The organism is Streptomyces sp. LaPpAH-108 (genome assembly GCF_000373625.1).
Classification (GTDB): domain Bacteria; phylum Actinomycetota; class Actinomycetes; order Streptomycetales; family Streptomycetaceae; genus Streptomyces.
This window is the reverse complement of sequence record NZ_KB891987.1, coordinates 501,006-519,661: the sequence shown is the minus strand read 5'-3', so window position 1 is coordinate 519,661 and position 18,656 is coordinate 501,006. Positions and strand designations below refer to the sequence as shown.

At 73.1% G+C, this 18,656-nt stretch carries 18 protein-coding genes; 8 read left to right on the top strand and 10 right to left on the bottom strand.

Annotated elements, in window-relative coordinates; translation table 11 throughout:
• Nucleotides 1-119: 119 nt before the first annotated feature.
• From B079_RS31195 to B079_RS34810, 6 genes are all read right to left on the bottom strand, one after another.
• The gene (locus B079_RS31195; protein ID WP_051094935.1) at nucleotides 120-1,592 is read right to left on the bottom strand and encodes an MFS transporter; all 1,473 of its coding nucleotides are present in this window, start codon (nucleotides 1,590-1,592) and stop codon (nucleotides 120-122) included.
• 105 nt (nucleotides 1,593-1,697) lie between these two features.
• Nucleotides 1,698-2,915 (bottom strand): cytochrome P450, encoded by a 1,218-nt coding sequence (locus B079_RS0102405; RefSeq protein ID WP_026248274.1) that lies wholly within the window; start codon nucleotides 2,913-2,915, stop codon nucleotides 1,698-1,700.
• 114 nt (nucleotides 2,916-3,029) lie between these two features.
• Nucleotides 3,030-4,253, bottom strand: coding sequence for an NAD(P)/FAD-dependent oxidoreductase (locus tag B079_RS0102400; protein ID WP_018544170.1), 1,224 nt, complete (start codon nucleotides 4,251-4,253; stop codon nucleotides 3,030-3,032).
• Nucleotides 4,250-4,450: a ferredoxin gene (locus tag B079_RS0102395; protein ID WP_018544169.1), complete on the bottom strand. Its 201-nt coding sequence runs from the start codon at nucleotides 4,448-4,450 to the stop codon at nucleotides 4,250-4,252. The genes B079_RS0102400 and B079_RS0102395 overlap by 4 nt, the downstream gene beginning before the upstream one ends.
• A gap of 77 nt (nucleotides 4,451-4,527) precedes the next feature.
• Nucleotides 4,528-5,133 carry a TetR/AcrR family transcriptional regulator gene (locus B079_RS0102390; protein ID WP_234016732.1) on the bottom strand — a complete coding sequence of 202 codons (606 nt, stop codon included), beginning with the start codon at nucleotides 5,131-5,133 and terminating at the stop codon, nucleotides 4,528-4,530.
• A gap of 83 nt (nucleotides 5,134-5,216) precedes the next feature.
• A complete protein-coding gene (locus B079_RS34810) occupies nucleotides 5,217-5,594 on the bottom strand; it encodes a hypothetical protein (protein ID WP_018544167.1) in 378 nt (125 codons plus the stop codon).
• 177 nt (nucleotides 5,595-5,771) lie between these two features.
• Between B079_RS34810 and B079_RS0102380 the strand changes: the two genes are divergently transcribed.
• The gene (locus B079_RS0102380) at nucleotides 5,772-8,978 is read left to right on the top strand and encodes a tetratricopeptide repeat protein (RefSeq protein WP_026248272.1); all 3,207 of its coding nucleotides are present in this window, start codon (nucleotides 5,772-5,774) and stop codon (nucleotides 8,976-8,978) included.
• Here the strand turns inward: B079_RS0102380 and B079_RS0102375 are convergent.
• Together B079_RS0102375 and mca are read right to left on the bottom strand one after the other, a co-directional pair.
• A complete protein-coding gene (locus tag B079_RS0102375; RefSeq protein WP_078495802.1) occupies nucleotides 8,975-9,238 on the bottom strand; it encodes a hypothetical protein in 264 nt (87 codons plus the stop codon). The two genes, B079_RS0102380 and B079_RS0102375, sit on opposite strands and share 4 nt — an antisense overlap.
• Nucleotides 9,231-10,112: a mycothiol conjugate amidase Mca gene (mca, locus tag B079_RS0102370; protein ID WP_026248271.1), complete on the bottom strand. Its 882-nt coding sequence runs from the start codon at nucleotides 10,110-10,112 to the stop codon at nucleotides 9,231-9,233. Before mca ends, B079_RS0102375 begins: the two co-directional genes overlap by 8 nt.
• A 155-nt stretch (nucleotides 10,113-10,267) precedes the next feature.
• Here mca and B079_RS0102365 point away from each other — a divergent pair, with 155 nt between their 5' ends.
• Entirely contained in the window at nucleotides 10,268-10,666 is a 399-nt protein-coding gene (locus B079_RS0102365) for a DUF4307 domain-containing protein (RefSeq protein ID WP_018544163.1), read from the top strand.
• Between the two features lie 207 nt (nucleotides 10,667-10,873).
• A complete protein-coding gene (gene greA, locus B079_RS0102360; RefSeq protein WP_018544162.1) occupies nucleotides 10,874-11,374 on the top strand; it encodes a transcription elongation factor GreA in 501 nt (166 codons plus the stop codon).
• A 119-nt stretch (nucleotides 11,375-11,493) separates the two neighbouring features.
• On the opposite strand, the gene ilvA is transcribed toward greA, so the two are convergent.
• Nucleotides 11,494-12,744, bottom strand: coding sequence for a threonine ammonia-lyase (ilvA, locus tag B079_RS0102355; protein ID WP_018544161.1), 1,251 nt, complete (start codon nucleotides 12,742-12,744; stop codon nucleotides 11,494-11,496).
• 162 nt (nucleotides 12,745-12,906) lie between these two features.
• On the opposite strand from ilvA, the gene B079_RS0102350 reads away from it, so the two are divergent.
• From B079_RS0102350 to B079_RS0102340, 3 genes are all read left to right on the top strand, one after another.
• Nucleotides 12,907-13,401 carry a MarR family winged helix-turn-helix transcriptional regulator gene (locus B079_RS0102350; protein ID WP_018544160.1) on the top strand — a complete coding sequence of 165 codons (495 nt, stop codon included), beginning with the start codon at nucleotides 12,907-12,909 and terminating at the stop codon, nucleotides 13,399-13,401.
• Nucleotides 13,402-13,526: 125 nt separating this feature from the next.
• Nucleotides 13,527-14,042, top strand: a complete 516-nt coding sequence (locus B079_RS0102345) for a sigma factor-like helix-turn-helix DNA-binding protein (RefSeq protein ID WP_018544159.1) — start codon at nucleotides 13,527-13,529, stop codon at nucleotides 14,040-14,042.
• Complete coding sequence (locus tag B079_RS0102340) at nucleotides 14,039-14,284, top strand: hypothetical protein (protein ID WP_026248270.1); 246 nt, start codon at nucleotides 14,039-14,041, stop codon at nucleotides 14,282-14,284. The genes B079_RS0102345 and B079_RS0102340 overlap by 4 nt, the downstream gene beginning before the upstream one ends.
• A 29-nt stretch (nucleotides 14,285-14,313) precedes the next feature.
• On the opposite strand, the gene B079_RS0102335 is transcribed toward B079_RS0102340, so the two are convergent.
• The gene (locus B079_RS0102335) at nucleotides 14,314-15,471 is read right to left on the bottom strand and encodes a cystathionine gamma-synthase (protein WP_018544157.1); all 1,158 of its coding nucleotides are present in this window, start codon (nucleotides 15,469-15,471) and stop codon (nucleotides 14,314-14,316) included.
• Between the two features lie 154 nt (nucleotides 15,472-15,625).
• Between B079_RS0102335 and B079_RS0102330 the strand changes: the two genes are divergently transcribed.
• The gene (locus B079_RS0102330; RefSeq protein ID WP_018544156.1) at nucleotides 15,626-16,741 is read left to right on the top strand and encodes a hypothetical protein; all 1,116 of its coding nucleotides are present in this window, start codon (nucleotides 15,626-15,628) and stop codon (nucleotides 16,739-16,741) included.
• A gap of 221 nt (nucleotides 16,742-16,962) precedes the next feature.
• Nucleotides 16,963-18,594 (top strand): M48 family metalloprotease, encoded by a 1,632-nt coding sequence (locus B079_RS0102325; protein ID WP_018544155.1) that lies wholly within the window; start codon nucleotides 16,963-16,965, stop codon nucleotides 18,592-18,594.
• Nucleotides 18,595-18,656 lie beyond the last annotated feature (62 nt).

Sequence of the window (18,656 nt, the reverse complement as noted above, 5' to 3'; positions counted from 1 at the left end):
GGGCCGCTGCCACCGGTGGGACCGCACAGGCCCTGTCTCGCCCGGTTCCGGCGTCCGGGGGTGGCCGGTGGGCCGGGGCCGGGGACGCCGGGACGGCTGGTGGGCGGGGAGCTGGCCGGTCAGCGGCTGACGGGCTGCCGTTCGCCGTCCGGCTTCCGGTCGGCCGGGGCGGGTTCGCCGGGGCGCGCCGTGGGGATCGCGGTGGCGACCGCTGCGGCGACGGCCGCCACGGCCAGGCCGATGATCAGGGCGGTGCGGAATCCGCTTTCGGACGTCAGCGCGGCGCCCTGGCTCGTCGTGGTCATGTGCGCGAGGACGACGCCGATGACGGCCGCGCCCACGGAGGTGCCGAGGGACCGCATGAGGGCGTTGAACCCGTTGGCGGCGGCCGTCTCCGAGAGGGGGACGGCGCCCATGATCAGGGCGGGGACGGCGCCGTAGACGAGGCCCACGCCGCCGTTGATGACGAGTACGGCGATCATGATGCCCCAGGTCGAGCCCATCAGGGCCAGGGAGGCGGCGTAGCCGAGCGCGATGACCAACGCCCCGCAGATCAGCGTGGTCTTGGGGCCCCGGGCGTCGCTGAGCTTTCCGCCGTAGGGCGAGATGAGCATCATCACGATGCCGCCCGGGGCCATCCAGAGGCCCGCGGCGAGCATCGACTGTCCGAGTCCGTAGCCGGTGGCGGCGGGGAACTGGAGGAGCTGCGGGAGGACCAGCATGCTGGCGTACATCGCGAAGCTGGCGAACACCGACGCGGTGTTGGTGATGAGCACCGGTCGCCTGGCGGTGGAGCGGAGGTCGACCAGGGGGTCCTCGGTCCGCAGTTCCCAGGCGCCCCAGGCGGTGAGGAGGACGGCCGCGGCGGCGAAGAGGCCGATGGTCTCGGTGGAGCCCCAGCCCCAGTCGGCCCCCTTGGACACGGCGAGCAGGAGGCAGACCAGACCGGCGCCGAGCCCGAGGGCACCGGGCAGGTCGAAGCGCTGCCTCCGTGCGGTGGGCGGCACCTGGGGGATCAGGAAGTGGACGAGCAGGGCGATCACGGTGGCGAGGACGGCCGAGCCCCAGAAGAGGGCCCGCCAGCTCGCGTACTGGGCGACCGCCGCCGCCAGGGGCAGGCCGAGGGCGCCGCCGATGCCCATGGAGGCGCTGACGAGGGCGATGGAGGAGCTGAGCCGTTCCACCGGGACGACGTCACGCAGGAGGGCGATGCCGAGCGGCACCATGCCCATCCCCATGCCCTGGAGCCCTCTGCCGATGACCATCGGCACGAGGGAGGAGGACAGCGCGCACAGCACCGACCCGGCGATCAGGGGGACGGAGCAGACGAGGAGCATGCGCTGCTTGCCGAGCATGTCGCCGAGCCGTCCGGTCACCGGTACGCAGACGGCGGAGACCAGCAGGGTGGCGGTGACGACCCAGGTGGCGTTCGACGGGGTGGTGGACAGCAGGTCCGGCAGGCGCGGCAGGAGCGGGGTGACCAGGGTCTGCATGATCGCCGCGGTGGTTCCCGCGAGGGCGAGGACGGCGATCACCGCTGTCGCGCCCGAGGCGGGTTCCGCCTGTCGTGGCGTCACTTCCTGCTGTCGCATCACTTCTCCTGGAGGTGGAGGGCTCGCCGGCCATGGCGAGCCCTCGTCCGGCTGACAGGGGCGGGGTTTTCGTGGACGGCGCGGGTCACCAGCGGACGGCGCGGGTCACCAGGTGACCGGCAGCTCGTGCAGGCCGTAGATCACCGCGTCGTACTTGAACTTGACGTCTTCGAGGGGGACGGCCGCGCGGAGGGTGGGGATGCGGCGCAGCAGGGTCGGGTAGAGGACCTGGAGTTCCAGGCGGGCCAGCGGCTGGCCCACGCAGTGGTGGGTGCCGCCGCCGAACGCCTGGTGCTGGCGGGCGTTGCGGGTGATGTCGAGGGTGTGCGGGTCGTCGAAGACCAGGGGGTCGCGGTTGGCCAGCTCCCCGAGGAGGATGACGCCGTCCCCGGCGGGGATGGTGCGGCCCGCGATGCTGATGTCCTCCAGTGCGGTGCGCCGTCGTCCCAGGTGCACGATGGAGAGGAACCTCAGGAGTTCTTCGACCGCGTCGACGACGACCTGGGGGTCGTCGGTGTCGCGGATCGTCTTCAGCTGCTCGGGGTGCTGGAGCAGCGCGAGGGTGCCCAGGCTGATCATGTTGGCGGTGGTCTCGTGCCCGCCGAGCAGGAGGAGGACGCCCATGGTGGCCGCTTCGCGGGCGGTGAGTTCGCCCGCCTGGACGTGGCTGCCGAGCTTCGAGATCAGGTCGGGCCCGGGGGCGGCGATCTTGCGGGCCACCAGGTCGTCCAGGTAGTCGGCGAGCGCCCGGTGTGCCGCGGTCCGGTCGTCCCGGTCGGCCGTGGCGGACACGATGACCTTGCTGTTGGCCTGGAAGAACTCATGGTCCTCGTAGGGGACTCCGAGCATGTCGGAGATCACCAGGGAGGGCAGCGGCAGCGCGAGCGCCTGTACGAGGTCGACCGGTTTGAGACCGGCCAGCATGCGGTCGATGAAGTCGTCCGTGATGCGCTGCACGGCCGGGCGCATGGCTTCGACCCGTTTGATCGTGAACGTGCCGCTGATCATGCGGCGCAGCCGCAGGTGCTCGGGGTCGTCCATGCCGACGAAGCTGAGGTCGGTGGCCGCTCCGTGGCCGTGCCGGGGGTCGATGGGGCTCGGGAAGTTGGGGGCGGCGAAGTCGACGCTCAGCCTGGGGTCGCCCAGGAGCTGCCGCTGCTCGGCGTGGCCGGTGACGACCCAGGGCGTCGAACCGCCCCACGAACGCACCTGGCTGACGGGGCCGTACGCGGCCAGCGCCTGCATCTCGGGCGAAGGGGCGAAGGGACACGCGGCGGAGCGGGGCGGGGGGAAGTCGGGGAGGGTGTCCTTCGATGCGCTCATGGCGTTCACGGGGCGGGGTCTCCTCGTCGGGGTGGGGGCCGCGGGGTCGTGGACGGGCGGTGGGGGTGGGTGCCCGCTGCAGGGGCGGGGGCTGGAGGGGCCTGCGGGCGAGGGTCAGGCGGTGGCGGTGGCGGTGGCGGTACCGAGGGCGGTCGCGGTGGACGGCTGGTGCGTGTAGCGGTCGAGCAGCGACGTGCGCCGGAGCCGCGCCTGCTTGGGCATGTTCCAGCCGAGGACGCACTCGGGCCCCGCCGGGCCGTCCAGCCGTACGACGAACCGCCCGGTCCCCGCGTCACCGTCCACCACCGTGGCCTCGGCTTCGGGTGGGACGAGGCCGTGGACCTGGATCTTCGTGTCGAACTGGTCGGTCCAGAAGTACGGCACGGGGGTGTACGGCCTGCCCTGGCCGAGGATGTCGGCGGCGACGGCGAGGGCCTGCTCGGAGGCGTTCGTCCGGTTCTCCAGGCGCAGCGGCCGTCCCAGTCCCCGGTGGTGCCAGCGGGCCACGTCTCCCACGGCCCAGACGCCGGGAGCCGCGCGGCAGTGGGCGTCGCAGACGACACCGTCGTCCACGGTGAGGCCGCTTCCGTCCAGCCAGCCGGTGGCCGGGAGGCTGCCGATCGCGGTGATGACGACGTCGGCCTCCAGCTCCGTGCCGTCGCTGAGCCGCACTCCGGTGACGCGCCCGTCCCGTGTGTGCAGGTCCTCGGGGAGGACGCCGCCGTGCAGCTTCACCCCGTGGTCCCGGTGCAGGGCGGCGAGGTGCTGGGCGGTCGTATGGCCGAGCTGCCGGGTCAGGGGCGCGGGCTGCGGGCCCGCCAGGGTGACCTCGGCTCCGCCCTGCCGGGCGGTGGCGGCTGCCTCGGCTCCGAGCACTCCGTCGCCGAGGACGACGACCCGCCGGGCCGCGACGAGTTCGGCGCGCAGGGCCACGGAGTCCGCGAGGGTCCGTATGGCGTGTACGCCGCGCACCCCGCGCTGACCCGGCAGCAGCCGTGCGCCGACACCGGTGGCGATGACGACGGCGTCGGCCGCGAGGGTCCTGCCCGCCTCGGTGGTCACCCGGAGACGGTCCGCGTCGAGCGCGACGGCCTGTTCTCCGAGGACGAACTCGGCGTCGAGCCGCGCCAGCGCCTCCGCGGAGCGCAGCTGAGCGCGCTGCGGTTCCCACGCGCCGCTGAGCACCTGCTTCGACAACGGCGGTCTGTCGTACGGCGTTTCGGCCTCGGCGCCCACCAGCGTGAGGGTTCCGCCGAAGCCCTTGCGCCGCAGCGCCTCGGCCGTCGCCAGCCCCGAGGCCGAGGCCCCGACGACGAGCACGCTCCGTACCTGGCTCACGCGGTCTCGTCCAGGTGGATGCACGCGCCCGGGCACACACCCGCGGCTTCACGCACCTGCTCGTGCAGCTCCTGGGGCGGCGTCTCGTCGAGCAGCACCACGATCCCGTCGTCGTCGCGCTGGTCGAAGACCTCCGGTGCGAGCACCACGCACTGACCGGCACCGCAGCATTTGTCTTCCTCGACAGCGATCTTCATCAGGTTCCTCGGATTCCGTGGGGGTGGGGAGAGGTTCATGACGCGTGCGGGCTCGGTGGCCTAGGTGGTGGGCGGGTTCACGCCTCGCCCTGGCGGGTGGCGGGGGCGGCGAGCAGGCCGACGAGCGCGTCTTCGAGGTCGGTCGCCGTGCGCTGCCACGAGGCGTCGGGACGGGACGTGCCGTCGGCGATCGCGCGCTCGTGGTCGGCGCAGGTGTGGATGAGCAGCTGCCGCGTCATGTCGCCGCGTGCGCGCCGTATCTCGGCGGAGACCGTCGGCTCCAGGCACCGGCCCAGACTGCCGAGCGTCCGCTGCAGGCTGTCGCGGGTCAGCGCGTCCTTGACGACCAGCTCCCGCATCTGCGGATCGGCGAGCACCTGGCCCGCGAACCGCGCCTGCCAGGACGGGACACCCAGGGACGCGAGATGATCGGTGATCGGCCGGACCAGACACCGGACCCAGTCCCTGACGTCCTCGCTGCCCTCGGCCTCGGCCACATACGTCCGGCGGATCGCCTCGACCGCCTCCCCGTGCCGCGACATGATCGCCTGCACGAGGGCCGTCTTGCTTCCGAAGTGATAGCTGACCGCCGTCGTATTGCCCTGCCCGGCCGCCTCCCCGATCTGCCGGTTGGACACGGAGGACAGCCCGTGCTCCGCGTACAGCCGCTCGGCAGCCCCCATGATCACCTCACGCGTCCCGGCCCCCCGGCCCCCCTTCCGCGCCCGGCCCTGATCAACCCCGGCCTCCATCCCACCGCCTCCCTTCACACCACACCGCTCTTTCGCGGCGCGTGTGCTCCAGTGAACCCGATCACCAGAATTAAATCAACCGACTGACTTAATTGGCCCACGAGCCCGGCGGGAGCCGATGTATGTGGCGTCGCCGGGGCGGGAAGCGGGCGTACGGGGTGGTGGTCGCCGAGCAGGGTCTCCTGGACCGGCATCGACACGGTGCGGGAGGCGACGCCGAGGATCGCGAACAGCGGTATGTCGAAGGGTGGTTCGGGCGTGCTGTCGGCAAGGTCGTCGCGCAGCGGGAGGCCGATTCGCGGCGGCGCCTCCCGCATCCTGGCCCAACTCGGCCCGCGCGACCGCGACCAGGCCGTCGTGTACGCGGTCTCCCACCAGCTGACGTCGGGCACCGCCCACCACCGGGGCAGAGGTGGACGCCGCGCGCGCTGAACGTCGCCCGGGGTTCGCTCGCCGCGCGCGCCCGTGCGGCCTCCTCTCTCGCGCCGAACCGCCCCGCCCCCTCGCGCCGACGCCCCCGTAGAAGGACACTCGTACGCGACGGAGTTGTCGCCGGAGGGGGACGGGACGTGCGGGACGGGCATCGGGTGGAGGCCGAGCGGCTGGTGGTGCGGGCCGTGGAGGAGGAGGTGCGGCGGTCGGGCGGACGGGCCGACGGGCAGGCGCTGTTGGCGCGGGCGCGGGACGGGCTGGACGGGATGGCGCTCGCGGCGGCGGAGGAGTACCAGGCGTACACGCGGGCGCTGGACGCGTCGAAGGCCGGGCTCAGTTTCGGGGAGCGGTACGCGAAGGAGGGCGCCGGAACTCCCTTGATCGTGGCGTCTGTTGCCGCCGTCGCGGCAGCCGTCGCCGATCTGTCCCTCGGCACCGGCGCAGGTACGGCCCTCGGCGCGGGCGTCGTCGTAGGGGTGGCCGGGGCCGCCACGACCGTCGTGAAGGTGGCCGGGGCGCATCTGCCCGCCGCGCATCACCGCAAGGGCGCGGCCGGACAGCCGGGCGGTCCCGAGCAGTTGCGGTTGCAGTGGCTGACGGCGCTGGAGGTGCGCGGCATCCGCCCCTTCCTGGACCAGCAGCGGATGCTCAGCGCGGCCCAGGGCGCGCAGAAGCAGAAGAAGGGCGCCCCCTCACTGCGCGGCGCGGACAAGAGCGCGGCGGCCAGGCGGCGTACGGTCCTTGAGCAGTCCTTCGGGCAACTCCCGGAGAAAGAAGGCGTGTTCGCGGGGCGTCGGCAGGAGCTGGCGCGGATCGCGCAGTGGGCGCAGGCGGCCCGCGCGGCCACCGAGACCCGCCCGACGGTGGTCGTGCTGCACGGCGAGCCCGGTTCGGGCCGCAGCGCGCTCGCGGTGCGCGCGGCGCACGAGTTGCGCGACCACTTCCGGGGCGCGGTCGTGGTGGACCTGCGCGGCGACGGCCGCGAGACACCCCCGCTGTCCACCCGGGACGCGCTGCTGCATCTGCTCAACCGACTCGGCGCCCCCCGCGAGCAGTTGCTGTTCCGCGAGCACGCCTCCACGGAGCAACAGGTCAGACGACTGGCCGAGTTGTACCACCGGCATCTGACCGGCCTGCCGGTGACGATCGTCCTGGACGACGCCTCGGACCCGGAGCAGGTGGCCGCGCTGCTACCGGAGCGCTCCGACAGCCTGGTCCTGGTCACCTCCCGCACCCCGCTCGCACTGCCGGACGAACTCCCCGCCTGGGTCCACCAGTTGCCGGTGCAGGCACTGGACACAGCCGCCTCCGAAGAGCTGCTGAACGCCGCCGCACAGGACAGCACACAGCCCTACGACGCCGAATCCATCGAAAAAATCGGGGAGTTGTGCGGCGGCCTCCCCCTGGCCCTGCGCTGCGCGGGCTCCGCCCTCGGCCCCCGCACCCCGCACCAACTGGCCGCGGATCTGGGGGCGTACGGCCCGGTCGAGCCGGTGGAGCGGGCGCTGTGGCTGCGCTACGCCGACCAGTCCGAGGACGCCCGCAAGCTGCTGCGCCGTCTCGCGCTGGCCGGGCGGGCCTCGCTCGGCGCGGCGGCAGCGGCGGCGCTGCTCGCCACCGACGAGGAGGAGGCCGGACGCCAGCTTTCGGCGCTCACCCGCGCGGGCCTGATCGACCATGTGCGCGGCAGCCGCTACCGGCTGCACGACCTGGTGCGCGCCTTCGCCCAGGCCCGGCTGCTCGACGAAGAGGACCCGGCGGAGCGTACGGCGGCCCAGGAGCGGCTGATCGTGAACTACGCGGAGCTGGCCGACTCGGTGCTGCGTCTGGTCGACGGCAACATGTCGACCCGCTCGGACCGCTTCGGCTCGCACGGCTTCACCTCGCTGGAGGAGGCGCTGCGCTGGCTGGACGACGAGACCAGCTTCATCACGGCCACGCTGCGCCGTGCGGAGGGCGTCGACCAGGGCGCCGTGCTGAACCTGCTCGGCGCGCTGTGCGACTACTGCCTGCTGCGCGGCGACCTCTACCGCCTGGGCGAGATCAACGACCTCGCGCAGGCCGTCGACGAGGGCCTGCTGGTGCGCTCGGTGCAGTGGCGCACCGGTATCGCGGCCCGCCAGCTCGGCGAGCTGGACAAGGCCCGCACCACGCTGGCCTCGGTCGTGGACCTGTACCGGGAGGCCCACCACGACGCGGGCGCCGCGCGTGCCCTGTGCTCGCTCGGCATCACCCTGCACCACCAGGGCAACCTCACCGAGGCGGCGGCCCGGCTGCAGGAGGCCCTGGATCTCCAGGCGGCCCCGCAGCTGGCGACGGACCGCGCCTGGACGATGCACGCGCTCGGCGCCGTCCAGCGCGACCGCGCCCGGCTGCCGGAGGCCCTGGACCTGCTGGAGCGCTCCCTGGTGCTGCACCGCGCGGGCGGCTCCCTGCACGGCGAGGCATGGGCGCACTACCAGCTCGGCCAGCTCGCCCTGCGCCTCGGCGACGTACCGCGCGCGGAGCGGGAGCTGCGGGCCGCCCTGGAGCGCTACGGCCGCACCCGTGACGCGCGCGGCGAGGCGTGGGCGCTGACCCAGCTGGGCCGGGTCCGGCTGTTCGACGGCGACGCCTCGGCCGCCGTGGAGGCGCTGCGCCAGGCCGCCGCCCGGCACGTGGAGAACGAGGACGCGCGCGGCGAGGCGTGGACCCTCTTCCACCTCGGCCAGGCCCTGGAGGAGACCGGCGACCTGGACCGGGCGGTGCGGGAGCTGGAGCGCTCGCGCACGATGTTCTCCCGGATGCGGGACGTGTACGGCCTGGCCTGCGCCCGGCACCACTCGGCCCGGGTCACCCGGGACCAGCGCGCCGCGCAGACCGGCTCGCTGCGCAACTCCGGTTTCGCCCGTCAGCTGCTGATGGACGCCCGCGCCGACTTCCAGCGCATCGGGGTCGCCCACGGCGAGGCGTGGACGTGCCTGGAGCTGGCGGTGGTGGACGCGGGCAACGGCCGTACCCAGCAGGCGCTGACGCTGTGCGACGAGGCGCTGACCCTGTTCACGTCGTACGGCGACCGGCGCGGCGAGGACTGGGCGCGCTTCCTGCGCTGCACCCTGCTGCCGTACGCGGCGCCGGGCGGTGTGGAGGTGGGTACGGCGGTGGCGCAGGAGGAGCTGGCCCGCCTGATCGGTGCCGCGCATCCGCTGCGCGACCGGAAGCTGGCCGAGTGCGCCCCGGCCTACGCCCTGCTGCTGGAGCGCGGGGTCACCCTGGAGTCGGGCTGGCAGGCGTGGCCGCTGCGCATGACGCCGGACCGCCACGCCCGGGAGGTGATGGGGGTGGCGGTGCCGACGAAGAGCTAGCCCTGCTGCGGCTCGGTCCGGGCGGCGGTGCCGCCCTTGACGCCGCCGTCGCCGGATTCCTCCGGCGCGGGGGCCTCCTTGAAGTCGACCCTGCCCATGTGCTTGCTCATCGACTTCATCAGGCCCCAGACGGCCAGGGCCATCACCGCGAACACGATGAAGCCGAGGACACCGGGGGTGACCTTGTTCTCGTCGACCTCCTTGGCGAGGGGGACGAGATGCGTCACTGCCAGGCTCACGCTTGCACTCATGTCAGGCATTGTCGCGGATGCCCGCGAAGAGGTCGTCCTCGGGGAGGGAGGTGTCCACGAGCGACTTCGCCAGCTCGTACTCCTCCGTCGGCCAGACCTCCTTCTGGAGCTCCATCGGGACCTTGAACCAGCCGCCGTCGGGGTCGATCTGCGTGGCGTGGGCGATCAGCGCCTTGTCGCGCGTCTCGAAGAAGTCCGCGCACGGAACATGCGTGGTCAGGGTGCGCTCGACCCGCTCGAACTCCTTCCAGCGCTTGAGCCAGTCCTCGTACGGCGACTCCAGGCCGCGGTCCAGCATGGCCTGGTGCAGGGCCTCGGTGCGGGGGCGGTTGAAGCCCTGGTTGTAGTAGAGCTTCAACGGCTGCCAGGCCGGGCCGAACTCGGCCTCGGGGTACTTCTCGGTGTCCGCCGCGCCCTCGAACGCCACCATGGTGATCTTGTGGGTCATGATGTGGTCGGGGTGCGGGTAGCCGCCGTTCTCGTCGTAGGTGGTGATCACCTGCGGACGGAAGGCGCGGATCTTGCGCACCAGCTCGCCGGCCGCCTTGTCGACGTCCTCCAGGGCGAAGCAGCCCTCCGGCAGCGGGGGCAGCGGGTCGCCCTCGGGCAGGCCGGAGTCGACGAAGCCGAGCCATTCCTGGCCGACGCCGAGGATCTCGCGGGCCTCGTCCATCTCCTTCTTGCGGACCTCGTGGATGTGCTCCTCGATGTACGCGTCACCCTGGAGCTTGGGGTTGAGGATGGAGCCGCGCTCTCCACCGGTGCAGGTCACCACCAGCACGTCCACCCCCTCGGACACGTACTTCGCCATGGTGGCCGCGCCCTTGCTCGACTCGTCGTCGGGGTGCGCGTGAACGGCCATCAGTCGCAGCTGGTCAGTCAAGACTCGTTCCTTGTTAAGTCGGCGCCCCGCGTCATGGGGGCTGTCAACAGGTGCCGTCCCGGGGGACGACGCCCGGGGGCGGCGGTCGGTCGGCGTGCGGGCGGCTTCTATAGTGACCGAATCGGGGGACGAATAATTCCGCGGAGAGGACGATCATGGGTACGGCGAGCGCGGGGCTCCCCCAGGGCCGCTACGGCCGCTCCTCGGACGAGCGCACCGACCGCACGCTCAAGGTCGTCGGCGCCGTGCTCGGCGCACTGGTGCTCGCGCTGGTGGGCTATTTCGCCTACCACTACGTCGCTCAGAACGAGATCAGCGCCCAGGTGATCACCTTCGAGACCGAGGGCGACGCGGTCAAGGTGCATCTGGAGGTCCGCAAGGACTCCGGGGTCGACGGCTACTGCACCCTGCGCTCCCAGGCCGCGGACGGCGCCGAGGTGGGCCGGGCGGACTTCCCCTTCACGGGTCCGGCCACGCGCGTGGACAAGGTCGTCACGCTGCGCACGACGGCGAAGGGCACGACGGCCGAGCTGCTGGGCTGTCACGCCCGCTGATCGGGCCCCTGCCGTCCCTTCCGTTCCCCCGTCCCCGCCTTCACCCGGAATGAGTACGGGCTGAGCTGGGACGACGCGATTCTGATGGCTTATGTCCTCCCCCTTTCGCCCCTGAATTGTTAGGCTCGTGGTTTCGCCCATCCAAGAGGGAACATTCTTCTGGGTAGGGCGATGCTTTGTATTCCCAGTACCGACGAGGAGCACCCTGTGACCCAGACCAGCGAGAACGTCACCTGGCTGACCCAGGAGGCGTACAACAAGCTCAAGGACGAGCTTGAGTACCTTACTGGTCCTGCGCGCACGGAGATCGCGGCCAAGATCGCGGCCGCGCGCGAGGAGGGCGACCTGCGCGAGAACGGCGGGTACCACGCGGCCAAGGAGGAACAGGGCAAGCAGGAGCTGCGCGTGCGCCAGCTGACCCAGCTTCTGGAGAACGCCCAGGTGGGCGAGGCCCCCGCCTCCGCCGACGGTACCGTCGCGCCGGGCATGGTCGTCACGATCGCCTTCGACGGCGACGAGGACGACACGCTGGAGTTCCTGCTCGCCTCCCGCGAGTACGCCAGCTCGGAGATCGAGACCTACTCCCCTCAGTCCCCGCTGGGCTCCGCCGTGACCGGCCACAAGGTCGGCGAGAACGCCGAGTACGAGCTGCCGAACGGCAAGAAGGCCATGGTGAAGATCCTCAAGGCCGAGCCGTACTCGGGCTGACCACCGCCCCAGGACCAGACCGAGCCCCCGCCGCCCCTTGGGACGCCGGGGGCTCCGTCATGCCCGGCCCGGCGCCGACAGGCCGTACGCGCGGGTCGTACGCGCGGGTCGTATGCCGCTCACACGAACCCGTCCGGCATCCGCTCCACCACCTGGTGGCCCGCCGCCCCCAGCGCCCGTACGACCTCCCCGCAGTGCTCGGGGCCCTTCGTCTCCAGGTGGAGTTCCACCTCGGCCTCGGTCAGGCCGAGCCGGGGGTCGGTGCGGATGTGGCTCACGTCGAGCACGTTGGCGTCGGCCTCGGACAGGACGGCGAGCAGGGTGGCGAGGGCGCCGGGGCGGTCGGTGAGGCGCAGCCGGACCGCGAGATAGCGGCCCTGTGCGGCCATGCCGTGCCGCAGCACCCGCTGCATCAGCACCGGGTCCACGTTGCCGCCGGAGAGCACCGCGACGACCGGCCCGGAGAAGCCGCCGGGCGCACCGAGCAGCGCGGCGACCGGGCTGGCGCCCGCCGGTTCCACGACCAGCTTGGCGCGCTCCAGACACAGCAGCAGCGCGGCGGAGAGCTGGTCCTCGCCGACCGTGCGCACCTCGTCGACCAGCTCGCGGACGATGTCGAACGGCACCTCGCCCGGCGTGCCCACCTTGATGCCGTCGGCCATGGTGGCCGGGTGCGGCACGGTCACCGGGCGCCCGGCCCTCAGGGAGGGCGGATAGGCCGCCGCGCCCTCCGCCTGCACGCCGATGATCCTGACGTCGGGCCGCAGCGACTTCACCGCGACCGCGATCCCGGCCGCGAGTCCGCCGCCGCCCATGCCGACGACGATGGTGCCGACCTCGGGGCACTGCTCCAGGATCTCCAGGCCGACCGTGCCCTGCCCGGCGATGATGTCCGGGTGGTCGAAGGGGTGGATGAACACCGCGCCGGTCTCGGCCGCGTACTCCTGCGCGGCGGCCAGCGTCTCGTCCACGACCTGGCCGTGCAGCCGCACCTCCGCGCCGTACTCCCGGGTGGCGCTGATCTTGGGCAGCGGGGCGCCCTTCGGCATGAAGACCGTGGAGTGCACACCGAGCAGCGAGGAGGCGAGCGCGACGCCCTGGGCGTGGTTGCCCGCGCTCGCGGCCACCACTCCGGCGGCGCGTTCCTCGGGGAGCAGGCCCGCGATCCGGACGTAGGCGCCGCGCAGCTTGAACGAGCCGGTGCGCTGAAGGTTCTCGCACTTGAGGTGGACCGGGGCGCCGACCTGGCGGGACAGATGTCGGCTGCCCTCCATGGCGGTCACGCGGGCCACGCCCGAGAGCATTTTCTGGGCTCCGCGCACGTCGTCGAGGGTGACGGAGCGCAAGGAGCCGGCCGTGCCGTAGCTCATGACTCCAGTCTCGCAGTTCACGTCCGCACACGAGGGCACCGCCCGGCTCGAAAACCGGTTTCCCCAGGGCCCGTACGGGCCGGGGCCGGGCCGCGTACCCTGTCCCCCAACCCAGCCAGCCCTTCATGAAGCGAGCCTCCGGCCATGCCCACAACACCTGATATGTCGATGGACATGACGACCGTCGGTGACACCGGCCTTCTCGACACGCTCCAGCACGAGGTGGCGGTCTTCGCCCGGCGCGCCGAACAGACCCGGCTCGGTGGGGTCGGCCAGGTCCGCAACTCCATGGACCGCGCCGCGTATCTGCTGCTCAACCGGCTCGACAACGAGGGCCCGATGGGGGTCAAGGCGCTCGCCGCGAGCATGGGCATCGACTCCTCGACGGTGACCCGGCAGGTGGCGCCGCTGGTGGAGGCGGGGCTCGTCAAGCGCACCTCGCACCCCGAGGACGGGCGCGCGGTGGTGCTCCAGCTGTCTCCGCGCGGCACCCACCGGCTCGCCGAGGTCCGCACCTCGCGCAGGCAGCTGATGGCCGAGCTGACCCAGGACTGGACGGCCGGGGAGCGCGAGGAGTTCTGCGCGCTGCTCACGCGCTTCAACACCGCGCTGTCCGCCCGGATGACGCCTCCGGCGCAGCCGCCCGCCGTCTCCTGAGCGCGCGGGCTTCGAGCTGTCGGGGCTCTTGACCCCGGGCCGTCCCGGGCATCGGATGAGAACGGGCCCATGACGGCGGGCCGGACCGGGCCCCGTACCGGACCGGCCGGGGGGGGGGAGGCGCGGTGCGCGAGCGGCAGCCGGTGCGGGACGCCCGCCGGGACGCGGAGTTCACCGCGTTCGCCCGGGGCACGGGGACACGGCTGCTGCGCGTGGCGACCCTGCTCACCGCCGAGCCGCCGGACGCCGGCCCCCGGGCGCGGCGCCTGCTGACGCTGGCCCTCGCCCACACCTACGCCCACTGGGACCGGCCGCCCGGTGAGGACCCGTACGAGCGGACCCGCGCGCATCTCGCGGTGCGCTTCGCGCGCGGGAACTGGTACCGCCGACTGTTCCCCGTCCCCGCGCAGGGCCCGCTGGCCGTGCTCACCGCGCGGGAGCGGGCGGTGCTGGTGCTGCGGGTGTACGAGGGGGTCGGCGAGGAGCAGACGGCGGCGCTGCTCGGGCTGCCGACCGAGCGGGTGCACCTGATCTGCGAGCGCGCGGTGGTCCGTGTGCTGCGTCCGCCGCCTCCGGCCCCGGGGCGCGCGGTGGTGCGCCGGGCGCCGTCGTGGGCGCGGGGCGTCGGGCGGCCCTCGTGAACCGGGCCGAGCGGGCCGCCGCCGTACGACGGCTCATGGAGCACACACCGGTCGTCGTGCCGCCGGGGCTGTACGCCGAGGCGATGCGGCGCGGGGGACGGGCGCTGCGGTGGGGGCGGCGGGCGCGCAGGGTGCTGGGGCTGCTGCTGTGCGCGGCGGTGGTGGCGTTCGTGGTGTGGGCGGCGCGGACACAGCCGTGGGTGGAGCCGCCGTCGACGACTCCACCCGTGAACGGCTGGTGAGCCGGGGTGCCCTGGTCGGGCGGCCCCGCCTACTTGCCGAGGGCCTGCTTCAGGTCCTCCAGCAGGTCGTCGGCGTTCTCGATGCCGACGGAGAGGCGCACCAGGTCGGCGGGGACCTCCAGGGCGGAGCCCGACACCGAGGCGTGGGTCATGCGGCCCGGGTGCTCGATCAGGGACTCGACGCCGCCGAGGGACTCGCCGAGGGTGAACACCTTGGTGCGGTCGCAGACCTCGACCGCCGCCTCCTCGCCGCCCGCGACGCGGAAGGAGATCATGCCGCCGAACGCCCGCATCTGCTTGGCGGCGACCTCGTGGCCGGGGTGCTCGGGCAGGCCCGGGTAGAGCACGCTGGTCACGCGCGGGTGCCGGGAGAGCATGTCGGCGATCTTCGTGGCGTTCTCGCTGTGCCGGTCCATGCGCACGGCGAGGGTCTTGGTGCCGCGCAGCACCAGCCAGGAGTCGAAGGGACCGGCGACGGCGCCCATCGAGTTCTGGTGGAAGCCGATCTCCTCGCCCAGGCCCTCGTCGGCGACGATCAGCGCACCGCCGACCACGTCCGAGTGACCGCCCATGTACTTGGTCAGGGAGTGCACGACGACGTCCGCGCCCAGCGACAGCGGCTGCTGGAGGTAGGGCGTGGCGAAGGTGTTGTCGACGACCAGCTTGGCCCCGGCGGCGTGCGCGACCTGCGCGACGGCGGCGATGTCGGTGATGCCGAGCAGCGGGTTGGAGGGGGTCTCCACCCAGACGGCCTTGGTCTTCGGGGTGATCGCGGCGCGCACGGCGGCCGGGTCGCTGGTGTCGGCGACGGACCACTCCACGCCCCAGCGGGCGGCGACCTTGGCGAACAGCCGGAAGGTGCCGCCGTAGGCGTCGTTCGGGATGACCACGTGGTCGCCGGGGGTGAGCAGCGTGCGCAGCAGGGTGTCCTCGGCCGCGAGGCCGGAGGCGAACGCGAAGGCGCGCCGGCCGCCCTCCAGCGCGGCCAGGTTCTCCTCCAGTGCCGTCCTGGTCGGGTTGGCGCTGCGGCTGTACTCGTAGCCGCCGCGCAGCCCGCCGACGCCGTCCTGCTTGTAGGTCGAGACCTGGTAGATGGGCGGGACGACCGCGCCGGTGAGGGGATCGGCGGTGTTGCCCGCGTGGATCGCCAGAGTCTCGAAGTGCTCGCTGATGTGCCTGTCGCTCATGTGCACCGAGCGTAATGCGCTCGCGGGGGTGATGCCGGACGCGAGCGTCCGTGCCCTGTTACGGGAACCTTTCGACAGGCTGGCGCGGGAGGTTTTCCACAGGCTGCCCGAGGGGGGTTGGCCAAGTGTCGGGCTCGTCTGGTTCGCTTGTGGCATGGCGATTCTCTGGCTGCTGATGGCGCTGCTCATGCTGTGCTTCGTGCTGCTCCCCTTCCGGCGGCGCAGGCGCGGCCTGGAGCAGGTGCACCCCGGGCACCCGGACGCCGCGGACCCGGCGCGGTACGGCTTCGTGCGCCAGGAGGAGCTGGACGTGCGGCTGCCGGGCCCGGACGAGGACCTGCTGGAAGTGCTCGACCTGGTGCAGCGCACGGGTGACTACCGCGCGGCGGCCCAGCTCCTCGCGGGCACCGAGGCGGAGAGCGAGACGCGCTGGCAGCGGGTGCAGGCGTTCGCGGGCGCGGCGGCACTGGAGCTGCGGCAGCGCCCTGGCGGGATACACGAGACGCCGGGCGGCCAGTGGCTCAGGGTCTGGCGGACCGAGCAGCCGAAGGACGCGGGCGGCGCCGCGGTGCACGCGGAGTTCCTGGTGCAGCAGGCGTGGCGTACGTCGGTGCCGGGCACGGACGACTTCCGGATCATCATGGAGGAGGCCCGGGACGCGTGCGCGCAGGCGGCGCTGCTGGCCCCCGGCGACCCGGTGCCGTACATCGTCGAGCTGTCCGTCGCGCGCGGCCTCGGCTACCCGCGCGCGGAGTTCGACCAGCTCTGGCTGAAGATCCTGGACCGCGCCCCGCATCACATGGGCGCGCATCTGGCCGCGCTGCACCACTGGTGCGAGAAGTGGCACGGCTCGCGCGAGGAGGCGTACGAGTTCGCGGAGGCCGCGGCGGCCCGCGCGCCCCAGGGTTCGCTGCTGTCCGCGCTGCCGCTCTTCGCGGTCTTCGAGCATCTGCCCGAGGTGAACCTGGTCGCGGGTTTCTACCAGAGCGAGGTCGTCACCAAGGCGATGCACGGCGCGCTGCACGCGGTGGCCGGGGCCCGCGCGGACGACCCCGTGCAGGCGCACGTCCGGCATCTGCTGGCGTTCTTCCTGGTGCGCGCCGAGCGCTGGGCGGAGGCCATGGACCAGCTGGTGCACGTGGACGGCCATGTCGGAGCGCTGCCCTGGACCCTGTCGGCCGACCCGGCGGCGGAGTTCGCGCTGTACCGCGCGGTGGCGGTCGCGGGGTACGAGGCCAACGGTGGGAGCCCGGCGAGCCTGCCGGGCTGACCTCGTCTCAGGTCAGCCCGGGTCGATCTGACCCGGAATCAGGATTGCCGCGCTGACCTGCGATAAGGCATACTCCGCTTGCCCCGGCCTTTGCTCCCGCTTTGCCGTGGGCCGCTCCGAGTCCCCCCACACTCACCGGCGGCGCTGTTCACCCGGCACCGCCCTGTCCGCGTTCTCTTGGTGTCCGGCTTCTCCGGGTCCTGTGGGGGGATCTCTGCCCGATGTTCGCAACCCTGCGCGCACTGCGTGCCCTTGTCCTGCTCCTCGGCTTCTATCTGCTGAGCCTTCTCGTGCTGGCGGCGCTGGCCGGCCTCGACATCTCCCTGCTGGAGTACGTCCACGGCTATGCCGCGTTCAAGCTGGTCGGCCTCTCGGTGGTGCTCGCCGTTCCCGTCGTGCGCGGCCTGTTCATGCTGCGCGTTCCCAAGGGCGAGGACCCGCCCGGCCTCGAGGTGACCGAGGCCGACGAGCCCCGGCTGTGGGCGCTGGTGCGTGAACTGGCCGCCGAGGCGGGCACCCGCGCCCCCGACCGCGTCCTGCTCACCCCGGATGTGAACGCCTCGGTGCGCGAGGAGCCGCGCCTGCTCGGCCTGCTCCCGGGACCGCGTCGGCTCACCCTCGGTGTCCCGCTGCTGACCGGGCTGAGCGCGGCACAGCTGCGGGCGGTGCTCGGCCACGAGTACGGCCACTTCACCGGCGGCGACACCCGGCTGGCGGTGCTCGTGGTGCGTGGCCGGGTGCAGATCGGCCGGGTCATCGGACGGTTCCACGCGGGCGCGCGCAAGAAGGCGGCGGAGGAACACGCCCGCCAGGAGAAGGCCGCGGCCAAGCGGATCGCCAAGGGCAAGCAGCCCCACGAGATCGACACCGGGCGCGCCGGGGCGACGTACCGCGCGATGGCCTGGCTCTACACGCAGTACGGCAAGCTCTATCTGCGCGCCTCACTGTCGACGGCCCGTGCGCAGGAGTATGCGGCGGACCGTACGGCCGTGCGCCTCGCCGGGCGGGACGCGACCGCCTCGGCGCTGCGCGAGGTGGCGGTCCTCGCCGACCGTCACGCGTTCTATCTGGAGGCGTACGCCACCCTCGGTCTGTCGGCCGGTTCGCTGCCGCCGCGCGGCGAGTTCTACGGCGGCTTCGGGCGGCTGCTCGCCGCGCGCGAGGAGCAACTGGCCGCCATGCGCGCCGAGTTGCCGTCGCGGGAGGTGTCGCCGTACGACTCCCATCCGCCCATGGCCGAGCGCGTGCGCCGCATCGAGGAGCTGCCCGCCGACGGGCGTGCGGCCGGGGCGGGCGGTCCGGCGCTGGACCTGCTGACCGACCCGGCGCGCACGCTGACCCTGCTGGAGGACGCGTCCCTGGCGGAGTCGGCGCTGGCGCTGCCGCGCGCTGCGGACTGGCCCGCGCTGCTGGACGTGGCGATGGCCCAGGTGCTGTCGTCGGGGTGGACGCCGCTGGAGCGGGCGCTCGGTGAGTACACCGGGCAGCCGCCGACGCTGGAGGCGCTGCTCGGGGCCGTCGACGACGGGCGGCTGTGGCAGGTGGCCGAGCGGCTGCCACTGTCCGAGCAGGCGTCGGCGGCGACGGGGCGGGCGTTCCACGCGTTCGTCCGTCCCCAGCTGACCCAGTCGCTGCGGACGATGGTGCTGGCCGAGCTGAGCGCGCGGTCGCTGCTGCGGTGGGAGTTCTCCTGGTCGCGCCCGGCGGAGGCACGGCTGCCCGCGCTGACGGCGGACGCGGACGCGGACCCGGAGGCCGTGCTGGACGCGGCGCTGTCGGCCGCGGTCGCGGACCGCCCGGACACGGCGCCGCTGCGGGCGCTGCTGGAGCGGGCGGCGACGCAGCCGGTGTGAGCCCGGGGCGCTTCGCGGCACCGCTCCCTCCTTCGACTCTTCCCACGTGAACGGAACCCATC